The following is an 11743-nucleotide window of genomic DNA, read 5'->3' as shown; positions in this document are numbered from 1 at the left end:
GGCAGTTGAATTCTATGCTTATTCAAATTTTTCTCGTGCTCTTATTCTGGATGAAGAGCGCCCCTGCAAATCAAGATTTATTCATAAATTTAATTAAAAATACTCCTAAAAAAGAAGTTAACGCGCACATTGATTGGAACAGTAATCGTAGATTAACCTGGGACGATTTTCAGAAGGAGGCGGATGTTAACGATCCTTTGCACGCTTTGGCAAGCACTAATATTGCGGTGCAAGCCACCTGCAAAAACAACCAAATGGTATACGACGTAAAATGCCAGTTTGCCGTTAACGAATCCTGGACGAAAAATAAAACTTCCGAAGAACTATTGCAGCACGAACAACTGCATTTCGATTTAACGGAAGTTTACGCGCGCTTACTCCGGCAGAAATTAAGCCAGCAAAAAAGCTTATGTACCGGCGATAAAACTAAATTCAGAGCCGTGGTAAACAAAGTCTTTGCAGATTGGCAAAAAGCGCAACAACGGTACGATAATGAATCGCGGCACGGCCTGGATGATTTAAAACAAGCATACTGGACCAAAACAGTTGCTTCGCAACTAGAATCATTGGCCGAATTTACTACGGATAATTATACTGCTTCTAACTAATCTTTCTAGTTCCATACGTATACGTTTCATCCTTTAAAAATTTAAATTTTTCTTACCAAACAAAAAGCCACTAACTTTTAATTAGTGGCTTTTTGTTTGGTAAAATGTTCGTTTTAATTGCCGGATGAAATTGAATTAAAAAACATTAATAAGGTTTGCCTAAATCCGATAAAGCCGGCCCGGTTATTACTTTTCCGTAAGGATCAAAACGGGAACCGTGGCAAGGACAATCCCAGCTTTTTTCCAGATTATTCCAGTTAACAATACAACCCAAATGCGGACACACCGCCGAGTGTTCGTGGATTACTCCGTTCAAATCGCAGTAAACAGCAATTTTGTTCACGCCCTTGCGCATAATTTTACCCGTACCTGGTTCGGCTTCTTCTAAACCACTAATTTCGCCGGGAGTTACCCAATCGGTATATTGCGCGGCTACGTTCACGTTTTCCTTGATAAATTCTAAAGCCGAAGGTCCGGATAAAGTTACCCGGCCCGGATTGTATAATTTTTCCCAAGCATTCGGGCGATCCATAATTAAGTCGGTGATCAGAATACCGGCAATGGTGCCGTGCGTCATACCGTGCCCGGAATCGCCGGTGGCAATGTATACATTCTCTTCGCCGGGGTTTTTACCAATGTAGGCTAAATAATCAACCGGCTCTAACACCTGACCCGACCAACGATATACTACCTGTCCGGCCATCGGAAATTTTTCCCGGGTCCATTCTTCTAAGCACCGCAATCGTTCTTGCTCATCGGTTTCCTGCCCGGTTTTATGGTCTTCGCCGCCCACAATCATAACATTATATTTATCCTGGCCGGCTTGATTGGCGTCCGGATGCTGATCTTTTACCAGCCGGATATAATGATAAGGATCCGAATTATCCCAGTAAAGAGCATTTGGCACCGCGTCTTCCAATATTTTTACACCTATTACGTAAGTGCGGTAAGGAGCTTGTTTGGTGTGGATAGCCATCCAATCGTTAATGGGAGAATTAGTAGCTACTACTACCTGGTTGGCCGAAATGGTATAACCCGCTTCGGTTTTAACCCGAACAATGCCGTTATTATCAAAAGATTGAACGTGGCTATGGGTAAAAATTAAACAACCTTCTTTTTCTAAAATAGCCTTGCTTAAACCAGCTAAATATTTCGTCGGGTGAAAATGCGCTTGATCGGGAAAACAAAGAACGGAACCTTCGGATAAACTTGGAACCGGGCATTTTTTTAATTTGGTTACCCCGGTAAAACCTAATTTCCAGCAAGCATCTAATTCTTTATCCAGTTCTTCTTCCGAGTCGCTGGGCTGCACAAATAAATAGCCGTTTACTCGTTCAAAATCGCAATCTATATTTTCTTTTTTCGCGATTTCTTCTATTTTGCGAATAGCCTGGGTATGGCTTTCAGCGGCTAACCGGGCGTTCTTTTCGCCGTGCAATTGAATAATTTTATCGTAACGGTCGTCGAGAGCATTAGAGAGGTGAGCCGTGGTGCGGGAAGTTTCGCCCCCACCAATACCCTTTGATTCTAATACTATCACCGTTTTTCCTTCTTGCGCAAGTAGATAGGCGGTTGTTAGGCCAGAAATCCCCGCTCCCACTACACAAACATCGCACTGCATATCGGCTTGTAAGCTCGTAGTAAAAGGCATTTCTACGCCGTGTTCCCAAATAGATTGCGTGTTACCGGTATCGTTTCTCATAGATTTATTTTTAATTTCGATGCGAAAAGTAAAAAAGGTTTTATTAGCTAGTACAGGTTCCAAATTTTAACTAGTAAAACCGGTTCGCTTTGATTACGACCAGCAACGGCTTTAGTTACCTGTTACTTATATATTAACCCATGAATCAGATTACCTGGAACGATTTTGAGAAAGTAGATTTACGCGTTGGCACCATAACCGAAGTGCATGATTTTCCGGAAGCACGCCAGCCAGCCTATAAAATATTGGTGGATTTTGGGGCGTTAGGAATTAAAAAATCAAGTGCTAAGGTAACTGTAAATTACACAAAGGAGGAATTAATTGGCCGGCAAGTTTTAGCAGTGGTAAATTTTCCGCCGAAACAAATTGGAAAATACTTATCGGAGGTTCTAATAACCGGTTTTGCAGATGCTCAAGGAAACATTGTATTGGCCCAGCCCCAAAGCCCCGTACCAAATGGCGCGAAGTTAATGTAGTTGGTTGAAAGGTTGAAAAGTTAGAAGGTTAGAAAGTTGGAAGGTTATATATTTTTACATTCTAGACTTTGATTGAGTAATGCAAAATTATCGAGAAAAAGAACAATACCTATTAATCAACACCCTTCCAACTTTTCCACCTTCTAACTAATCACTACGGCTTTTTTGCTTTGGAAAGAGTTTCGCGCACGGTAAGACTATCAATTACTTTTTCGTAAATTTTATCTAAACCGTTCAGATTACGCAAATAATACTGATAGCTGTTATTAAAATCTGCTTCTTTCACCTGGTGTTTGCGTAAAATTTCGCGATGCATTTTCCGGTAAACGGCTTCTCCGGAGTCAAGTGGCAAACCTGCATTTTCAATCTGAGCTTCCGCCAAATGAACGTCAATCATAATACGGGTCATTTTTTCTTCGGAGAGTAAGTTGGCGGGTTTGGGTTCGCCGGTTGGGGAACAACGGACTAACAAAAGAAGGGTTACTGCTAAAAAGATGTATTTCACGAATGAATATTAGCTAAATAAATTCTAATTTTAAAAACGAAGAAAAAGGGTCAGCCTTTATGAAAGACTTAGTTAAGAAACTGCAAAATTACGAGATTCGTATCAGAAAGGCAATTAATACCCAAATGCAAGGCAACTTTCATTCGGTATTTAAGGGCACCGGGTTGGAGTTTGACGATGTGCGCTCTTATCAATACGGAGACGATGTGCGCGCTATTGACTGGAACGTTACGGCTAAAGGCCACGGAACCTTTATTAAAACCTATAAAGAAGAAAAAGAACAATCCGTTTTTTTAATTCTCGATGTAAGTGCTTCGCAGGCAATTGGTACGGCCGGTCAACAAAAAATTGATATTGGAAAAGAAATTTGCGGCGTTTTGGCTTTAGTTGCCGCTAAGCAAAACAGCCAGATTGGCATTGTTTGCGTTTCGGATCAAAAAGAAAAATACGTAAGGCCCGGTTTAGGCATTGAGCACGCCTATACCCTGATTAAAGCCATTTTCGAGCTTAAAGCAAAATCATTACGTACCAATCTGGCCGCCGGAATTAAATTAGCTTTAAGCATAATTAAACGCCGCAGTATTATTATTCTCATTTCCGATTTTATTGATCAAAATTACGAGCGGGAATTAACCATGCTCGCTAAAAAACACGATTTGGTAGTAATACAGTTAGTGGATAAACGCGAAATAGATTTTCCGGCTCTGGGCATTATTCCTTTATTAGATAAAGAAACGGGTAAAACTATTTGGGTAAACACTTCTTCGGCCTCTTTCCAGCACAGTTATTTATCTACTTACACCGACAATCAGGAAAAAATCGCCAAGATTTGCCGGAAATACCAGGCCAATTATCTTACTATCGATACTTCGGAGGAATACGTGCCCCAACTTATTAATTTGTTCAGAATTCGAAATTTAATGCGTAAAAGTGCGTAAAAGAGTTTTTGATTTGTTTTTATTTATTGCTTTGATAATCTCTTTTCCGGGTAAAGCCGCCGGTAAGTTACCGATTGGTTTTTTCCACCGCGATTCGGTAAAAATTGGCCAAACTTTTCCGTATACTCTGTATTATCAACATCCATCTGACCAGGAAGTTATCTTTCCGGACTCTGCCTTTTCGTTTGCTCCGTTCGAGTTTGTTTCTAAAACTTTTTTTCCAACGCGTACGCACGAAAACATTAGTACGGACAGTGCTATTTATATGCTCCGAACTTTTGACTTAAACCCCGTGCAGCACCTGCAAATACCTGTTTTTATATGGCAAAAGGGAGATACCCAACAGGTGAAGCCCGGAATAGATAGTGTTTATTTGCAGGAAATGGTTTCGGTTACACCGCAGGATTTAGCTTCTTTAAAATCCAACACGGCCTTATTAGAAGTGCGAAAACGATTTAATTACCCCTACGTATTGCTGAGCCTTGGTTTCATACTGTTATTGTTGCTGGTTATTTGGGTCTTATTTAGTCGCCGAATTATCGTTAATTTTAGATTATACAAGCTTAAAAATGATCATAAAGCTTTTGTTTCGCGCTATAATGTACACATCGAACGATTTAACCGGTCGCAATCCTTGCAGAATATTGAAAAAGCCATTACCCTTTGGAAAAATTATCTAACCCGTTTGGAAGGTAGCGCTATAAACTCCTTCACTACTAAAGAAATAACTCAGTTTTACGGGGAGGACGAAGACGTGGCCACCGCTCTACGGTTATTTGATAAAGCTATTTACGGCAACATGCTGTCCGACCAATCTTCCGAAACAATTGTGGCCTTTTACCTGCTGCATCATTTTGCCGACCGTCGTTACGAATACATAAAAGATCAAACCCGCCATGTTTCCGTTTCCCGATAATGCCTTCGACTGGTTTGACCTGGATTGGTTTCGATTAGCAACGCTGCAATCCTTCGAATGGATTAATCCTATTTACTTGTATTTGCTGCCGCTGGTACCTTTTTTATTTCTGTTGCGCTGGCTCACCACGCTTCGGTTCCGGAGAAAGTTAGATGTTGCTTTTTTTGAGGGAAAAGCGAAATGGCATTGGTCTTCTATTTTACGCTATATCCCAGATACTATTTTTGCCCTATTTGCCTTATTAGTAATGGTCGCGCTGGCGCGGCCCCAACGAATTAATGAAATTATCGAACAATCTTCGGAAGGAATTGACATTATGTTGGTTTTAGATACTTCCGGGTCCATGGAATTAAAAGATTTTAAGCCGAATCGCCTGGAGGCTGCCAAGGAGATGGCATTACGCTTTATAAAAGGTAGGTTTCAGGACCGCATTGGCGTAGTTGTTTTTGCCGGCGATGCTTATTCCTTAGCACCTTTAACTACCGATTACGATTTACTACGGGAAACGATTAAAGAGATTCATTTTAAAATGATACCGAACGATGGTACCGCCATTGGCAGTGCTTTAGGGGTAGCAATAAATCGGTTGCGCGAGGCCGTTACAAAATCAAAAGTTTGTATTTTAATCAGTGATGGCGAAAATACCGGCGGCAATATTGAACCTGCGGTGGCGGCTAAATTAGCGCATGCTTTTAATATTCGCATTTATACGATTGGAATTGGCGAAGACGGCCGGGTACCTTATGATATTAATGAAAAAGGGGAAGTAACCTACGTAAACACCCGGCTCGACGAAACTAACCTGCGCGAAATAGCGCAAGCCGCCGATGGCCAGTTTTTCCGGGCGACCACCACCAATGCTTTGCAGGAAATTTTCCGAAGAATTAACCTTTTAGAAAAATCCGATATCAAAGAATTACGTTTCCGTAATACCAAGGATTATTACCAAATTTACCTTAAATGGGCAATGGTATTTTTATTAATCTGGCTATTGTTAAAAAATACATTTCTTACCAATGCTCTGGAGGATTAATGGTAGAAAGGTTGGAAAGTTGGAAGGTTGAAAAGTTGGAAGTTACAGGTTACAAGTTGAAAATTATGTGGTTAAAAAATATGTTACGCAGAAAATATTGCGAAATGTTAATTAATCTTCCAACCTTGCAACTTTTCAACCTGAAACCTGAAACTTGTAACTAAAATAAATGAATATAAAGGAAAACATTCAGGAGTTTCAGCAAAAGTTGGCCGGCACTCTTTGCAAGTTAGTAGCGGTATCTAAAACCCAGCCTGTTATTGCCCTGCAGCAAGCTTATGATGCGGGCCAGCGTATTTTTGGGGAGAATAAAGCTCAGGAAATGGCGCAAAAATTTTCTGAACTTCCTTCGGATATCGAGTGGCACATGCTTGGTCATTTACAGACGAATAAAGTAAAATATATTGCGCCTTTCGTTCATACCATCCAATCGGTGGATAGTTTGCGCTTGCTCGAAGAAATAGATAAGCAAGCGGCCAAAAACAACCGGATCATTAAATGCCTGCTACAGATATACATTGCGGAAGAAGAAACCAAATTTGGCCTTTCCTCTAGCGAAATCAACGAATTATTGCAATCCCAAACGTATCGAAATTTAAAGAGCTGTGTTATAACCGGGGTAATGGGTATTGCTACTAACACTAATTCCGAAAGCCAAATCCGGCAGGAATTCCGAACTTTAAAGCAGGTTTTCGAAGATTTAAAAAATACTTTCTTTTCTCAGGATATTCGTTTTAAAGAAATTTCTATGGGCATGAGCGCGGATTTTAAGCTGGCTTTAGAAGAAGGCAGCACCATGATACGGGTGGGATCTTCTATTTTTGGAGCCCGTAATGACGCTAAATAATTTATGAATCAGAAACAAAGCTTGTTAACGGCAGCCTTACTTGGCGCTCTTACAGTTATGATTGGAGCTTTCGGCGCACATGCGCTCCGGCCATCTCTGGAAGCAGCCGGAAGGTTGGAAACGTTTGAAACGGCCATAAAGTATCAAATGTATCATACCCTAACCATTTTTTTAATTGGTCTTTTACAGTTGCATTTACCGCTTAAACAATTGCGTACGGCCAGTTTGCTTTTACTTTTGGGAATAGTAGTATTTTCGGGCTCGCTGTACGTGCTATGTTTAAGTGGTATAACGGTATTAGGAGCAGTTACTCCTTTTGGCGGCGTTTTGTTTATTGCCGGCTGGTTGTATTTATTTTTGGCTATCAGTAAACTACCCTTGCAAAAGCAATAAAATAAAAAACCCGGTAAAATTTTTACCAGGTTTTAAGTATGTTTGAATGATTAAGTAACAACTTCAATAGTCTTACTTGAATCAACCCATTGTCTTAATTAGTTCTTTTTAGCATCGGTTGGTTTAGCCGAAGCTTCGGTAGGCACAATCACGTTAGATATAATGGCTACTTGGGCATCGCCGGCAGTGGCATTAGATTTAATAGTAATAATTTTGTTCTGCATACCTGATTTGTAAGCCGAATTAAATTTTGCTTTTACAAAACCAGATTTACCGGGAGCAACCGGCTCTTTGGTATAATCCGTAGCGGTACAACCGCAGGTTACTCCTACATCCGAAATAAGAAGAGGTTGGTTACCAGTGTTTTTGAAATTAAAAGTGTATTCGACAACATCACCTTGTTTGATATTACCGAAATCGTGCTTGCTTTCTACGAATGTAATGGCGGGGCCATTGGTTACTACTTTGCTGGCAGCGGCCGGAGCGGTAGTTTGTGCATTAGCTACTGAAACTCCTAAAGTTAAGCTTAGTGCTAAATAAACTAATTTTTTCATGTTAAATGAATGGATTAAGTAAGTTGAATATAAAACAAAAATATAAATTTATAGTTTCAATCCTAGTAAATTTATCTCCTTAATCGCCAAATAGTTGCTGATTAAAATTTACCAGGTATAATTCGGTAGCGGCTCGGGTAACGGCCGTATACAGCCAACGTGCAAAATCAATGCCGGTAATCTCTTCTTTTAAATAGCCATGATCCACAAATACGGCGTCCCATTGTCCGCCCTGGGCTTTATGGCACGTAAGTGCGTAAGCAAATTTAACTTGTAATGCGTTTAAATAAGGGTTCTTTTTTAATTGCTGACTGCGTTCCCGCTTAGTACCTAAATCAGAGTAATCTTTTAATACTTCCTGGTACAATTGTTTGTTTTTATCGGCCGGTAAAGCGGGCGCTTCGGTGTACAAGGTATCGAGCATAATCTTAACTTCCAGTTCTTCTTCGTTGGGGTAATCCACGAAACGAATTCGAACGTCGGCAAAACGGAAACCGTACATATCTTCGTAGCGGATTATTTTCGTAACTTCCACAAAATCGCCGTTGGCCATAAAACCAATTTCTGAGTTTTTATCGAGCCAGAAATAGTTATTCCGGACGATCATGAGGTAATCACTCACGCCAATTTCATCTTCGGAGAAAAATATCTGCCGCCGAATGTGTTGATTATATTGATTTGCATTCTTGTTGGAACGGCAAATAACAGTAGTATTTTCCACCCCAAATTTATCGTAGGCATACCGCAATCCATCTTCTAATTTTTCGCCCGTCATTCGGTACAAATCTTTGTAAGGCCGGGTACGCATTTTTAGTTGAGGTTCGGGTTGCCGAAGTTGCTCGCGTAAACTGGTAGCGTTCATTAAGATACCCGATTGCTGGGCTTGCCGCATTACCTGTCGTAATTCAATTTCGTACACTTCGCAGCGGAAGTTCGATTTTAAATAATCGGCGTCCAGCGAGGGACTTAAAGTTTGGCTAACCGGCGGTAGCTGAGCGGTATCTCCAATTAACAGTAATTTATTATTTTGGCCTTCAAATACATAACTTATTAAATCCTGCAAGAGCCCATTATCCCCAAAGGCTTTTTCATCCGAAATCATAGAAGCTTCATCCACAATAAAAACGGCATTATTTAATTTGTTAGGCTGACGGGTAAAGGCCAAACCTTCGGAGTACGGATTATTTTTCTGGCGGTAAATTTTTTTATGAATAGTAGAAGCCGGCTTTTTCGAATAAGACGACATTACTTTCGCCGCCCGGCCAGTTGGCGCCAGTAGTACATATTTATAGCCGAAAGAATTTAAAATTTTTACCAGTGAAGTTAGCACAGTGGTTTTACCCGTTCCTGCAAATCCTTTTAATAAAAATACTTCTTTGGTAGTAGTACGACTCGAGATAAAGATATCCAGTTTTTTAAATAGCCTCGCTTGGTCGGCGGTAGGTTCGAACGGAAAATTTTTGAGTAAGGCTTCTTCCGGACGCATGTCGGTAGTTGATAAATTAGAAATTAGGAATGATTTTAAGGAATTATAATGGAACAAATGTTAATCGTTATTCCTCTTTCTCTATTTAGTTTGTTGATTATTGATTTTAACTTTCCATGTAAAAGGATAAATGATTTAATAAATTCATAATTTCTAACTTTTAATTTCTAATTTCTCTGAATTAATTTCCAATTCATCTGGAGTAATAGTGACCATAATAGCCGAGGCTTTCGCTATTAAAACGGCGGGCTTATTATAATCATGGCAGAATACTTCCGCTTCGCAGAAATTTAGTTTGCGGCCTTGTTTTAACACCCAGCCTCGGGCAAATAGTTTCTCGCCCACGCCGGGGTTTAGATAAGAAATTTTTAAATCGGCCGTAACTACGTGATGATCGGCGGGAACCAGGCTCACAGCGGCTAAACCGGCCGTAATATCGGCCAGGGTAGCTGTTACACCGCCATGCACAAAGCCTCTATGTTGCTGATGTTTGGATGTTAAGAGCAGTTCGCCTTCCACTAAACCTTCCGCAATTTTAGTGATTTCAAAACCAACTAAAGCCATGAAGTTTTGGTTTCGCAACCTCTCGTTTATGGTATTTTGAAAATTAGGATTCAAGGTTTTTATCATGCAGCAAAAGTACACAGCACAATTGGAATGTACTACTTAATTACCTTTACCGATAACCTTTACTTATTAGCCTGACTAGTTTTAGTTTATTTAAATTCTATTTTTACTTAAATTTTAAAGGTATTATGGCAACTTCAGTTTCGGAACCGCATTATTCCGGTAAGTTACGCGTTCGGGTTAGCGGTATTTGCCTGCATCAAAATAAAATTTTGCTTATCCGGCATCAGCCTTTTGCGCAAAATACGACGGGTTTGTGGTCGCCGCCGGGAGGAGGTTTGCACTACGGCGAATCAATGCGTAATGCTTTAATCCGGGAATTTAAAGAGGAAACCGGTTTAGATGTAAGAGTCGATAATTTCTTGTTTATCAATGAATTTATTTCTTTACCGTTGCACGCGCTGGAAGTCTTTTTTAAAGTTACTATTACCGGTGGAAGTTTAAGTACAGGTCGTGATCCGGAATTGGGATTGGAAAATCAATTAATCGTAGAAACCACTTTTAAAACTTTGCCGGAAGTTCAGCAAATACCTCTTAACCAACTACACCAAACTTTGCACCATTTACAACAACTGGAGGATTTGCTGTATATTCCCAATCAAACCAATGTTTCGTAATGGTAGAAAAAATTAAGTAAATAAACCTAAACGCTTATTTTTATCTTTGCAGACTTATAATTGTAAAACTATCCGCTCGTTTGACTACTATCCGCCAAAATTACCAACTCCAAACGCAACTAATCGATGAATCCTTCGCTGTTAGCAATGCGGATGTTTATAATTTATACATTGCCGCCAGCAAACATACTTTTCGGTTCGGCATCGAAGATACTATTCGACATAAATTTGTTGCCCTCGAAGATTATGTTTTAGCCAACGTATTCACTCCCATTCAGTTGGTGCAGCAATTGCGTACCCTGCTTACCGATCATGCTTTTTATAGTACGGTTAGATGGCACCAGGTACGAGTGGCCGTAAAGAATCAGAAGTTTACTTTTTTACCCGGTATGCTTTACGATGCTAAAGAAGCTGCTACTTATTTACAATTACACGCCGAATTAGATGAAAATGACGACCAGGTTTTAGCCTACCGTCACCAAGGTACCGACATGGTAAATGTTTTTGCCATGGAACATTACTTTGAATCTTTACTCATTGAGTTGTTTCATGCGGGAAAAATACAAATTCGGCATCAAACCAGCGTTTTAATTGAATCCTTACTGCATCTGACCGAACGCAGTCCGCAATTAAAAATGTACGCTTACTTAGAACAGAATTACCTCACGCTTATTTTACTGAAAGATGGTAACCTGGAATTTTGTAATGTATTTTACTACTTAAGCCCGGAGGATTTTATCTATTTTGTAATTTTTGTAATGCAGGAGCATAAACTTAACCCTGATCAGGATCCTTTGCTGATTTGGGGAGATATTCTGCACGATTCTGATTTATTTGATATCTTAAGAAAGTACGTACGGCACGTGCACCTGGGTAAAAGACCTTCCGGATTATCTTACAGTTATAAATTTGAAGAGCAATTTGAACACCGCTACTTAGAATTATTTAGTTTGCATTTTTGTGAGTAGCTTATTTAGTTGATTGTTGGATTGGTGAATTGTTAGATTGCTGCAAAATATACCTTGAAACTTTTTACCTTCT

Annotated in this window: 14 protein-coding genes; 9 read left to right on the top strand and 5 right to left on the bottom strand. The window is 39.9% G+C overall.

All coding sequences use genetic code 11. The features are described from left to right. Positions 1-14: 14 nt before the first annotated feature. Positions 15-608 carry a DUF922 domain-containing protein gene (locus AHMF7605_RS04935; protein ID WP_106927016.1) on the top strand — a complete coding sequence of 198 codons (594 nt, stop codon included), beginning with the start codon at positions 15-17 and terminating at the stop codon, positions 606-608. Between the two features lie 145 nt (positions 609-753). On the opposite strand, the gene AHMF7605_RS04930 is transcribed toward AHMF7605_RS04935, so the two are convergent. Then, complete coding sequence (locus tag AHMF7605_RS04930) at positions 754-2310, bottom strand: FAD-dependent oxidoreductase (RefSeq protein WP_106933348.1); 1557 nt, start codon at positions 2308-2310, stop codon at positions 754-756. A gap of 140 nt (positions 2311-2450) precedes the next feature. Between AHMF7605_RS04930 and AHMF7605_RS04925 the strand changes: the two genes are divergently transcribed. Then, the gene (locus AHMF7605_RS04925) at positions 2451-2786 is read left to right on the top strand and encodes a tRNA-binding protein (protein WP_106927014.1); all 336 of its coding nucleotides are present in this window, start codon (positions 2451-2453) and stop codon (positions 2784-2786) included. A 154-nt stretch (positions 2787-2940) separates the two neighbouring features. Here AHMF7605_RS04925 and AHMF7605_RS04920 read toward each other — a convergent pair whose 3' ends face one another. Beyond that, positions 2941-3291, bottom strand: a complete 351-nt coding sequence (locus AHMF7605_RS04920; RefSeq protein WP_106927012.1) for a DUF4296 domain-containing protein — start codon at positions 3289-3291, stop codon at positions 2941-2943. 59 nt (positions 3292-3350) lie between these two features. Here AHMF7605_RS04920 and AHMF7605_RS04915 point away from each other — a divergent pair, with 59 nt between their 5' ends. The 5 genes from AHMF7605_RS04915 (at position 3351) to AHMF7605_RS04895 (ending at position 7418) form a co-directional block, all read left to right on the top strand. After that, positions 3351-4229: a DUF58 domain-containing protein gene (locus AHMF7605_RS04915; RefSeq protein ID WP_106927010.1), complete on the top strand. Its 879-nt coding sequence runs from the start codon at positions 3351-3353 to the stop codon at positions 4227-4229. Continuing rightward, positions 4222-5145, top strand: coding sequence for a hypothetical protein (locus AHMF7605_RS04910; protein WP_106927008.1), 924 nt, complete (start codon positions 4222-4224; stop codon positions 5143-5145). Before AHMF7605_RS04915 ends, AHMF7605_RS04910 begins: the two co-directional genes overlap by 8 nt. Next, complete coding sequence (locus AHMF7605_RS04905; protein WP_106927006.1) at positions 5126-6178, top strand: vWA domain-containing protein; 1053 nt, start codon at positions 5126-5128, stop codon at positions 6176-6178. The genes AHMF7605_RS04910 and AHMF7605_RS04905 overlap by 20 nt, the downstream gene beginning before the upstream one ends. A 169-nt stretch (positions 6179-6347) precedes the next feature. Beyond that, positions 6348-7025 carry a YggS family pyridoxal phosphate-dependent enzyme gene (locus tag AHMF7605_RS04900; RefSeq protein WP_106927004.1) on the top strand — a complete coding sequence of 226 codons (678 nt, stop codon included), beginning with the start codon at positions 6348-6350 and terminating at the stop codon, positions 7023-7025. A gap of 3 nt (positions 7026-7028) precedes the next feature. Beyond that, a complete protein-coding gene (locus AHMF7605_RS04895) occupies positions 7029-7418 on the top strand; it encodes a DUF423 domain-containing protein (protein ID WP_106927002.1) in 390 nt (129 codons plus the stop codon). A 98-nt stretch (positions 7419-7516) separates the two neighbouring features. Here AHMF7605_RS04895 and AHMF7605_RS04890 read toward each other — a convergent pair whose 3' ends face one another. From AHMF7605_RS04890 to AHMF7605_RS04880, 3 genes are all read right to left on the bottom strand, one after another. Further along, positions 7517-7972, bottom strand: coding sequence for a DUF1573 domain-containing protein (locus tag AHMF7605_RS04890; protein ID WP_106927000.1), 456 nt, complete (start codon positions 7970-7972; stop codon positions 7517-7519). Positions 7973-8051: 79 nt separating this feature from the next. Beyond that, positions 8052-9458 carry an ATP-dependent DNA helicase gene (locus tag AHMF7605_RS04885; RefSeq protein ID WP_106926998.1) on the bottom strand — a complete coding sequence of 469 codons (1407 nt, stop codon included), beginning with the start codon at positions 9456-9458 and terminating at the stop codon, positions 8052-8054. Between the two features lie 153 nt (positions 9459-9611). Then, positions 9612-10088, bottom strand: a complete 477-nt coding sequence (locus tag AHMF7605_RS04880) for a PaaI family thioesterase (protein ID WP_106926996.1) — start codon at positions 10086-10088, stop codon at positions 9612-9614. A gap of 125 nt (positions 10089-10213) precedes the next feature. On the opposite strand from AHMF7605_RS04880, the gene AHMF7605_RS04875 reads away from it, so the two are divergent. Beyond that, positions 10214-10702 (top strand): NUDIX domain-containing protein, encoded by a 489-nt coding sequence (locus AHMF7605_RS04875; protein ID WP_106926994.1) that lies wholly within the window; start codon positions 10214-10216, stop codon positions 10700-10702. Between the two features lie 80 nt (positions 10703-10782). Next, positions 10783-11670 carry a DUF3822 family protein gene (locus AHMF7605_RS04870; RefSeq protein ID WP_158267453.1) on the top strand — a complete coding sequence of 296 codons (888 nt, stop codon included), beginning with the start codon at positions 10783-10785 and terminating at the stop codon, positions 11668-11670. Positions 11671-11743: the final 73 nt, after the last annotated feature.

This window comes from Adhaeribacter arboris, assembly GCF_003023845.1.
In the GTDB taxonomy this organism is placed as follows: Bacteria; Bacteroidota; Bacteroidia; order Cytophagales; family Hymenobacteraceae; genus Adhaeribacter; species Adhaeribacter arboris.
This window is presented reverse-complemented; position numbering and strand designations above follow the sequence as displayed.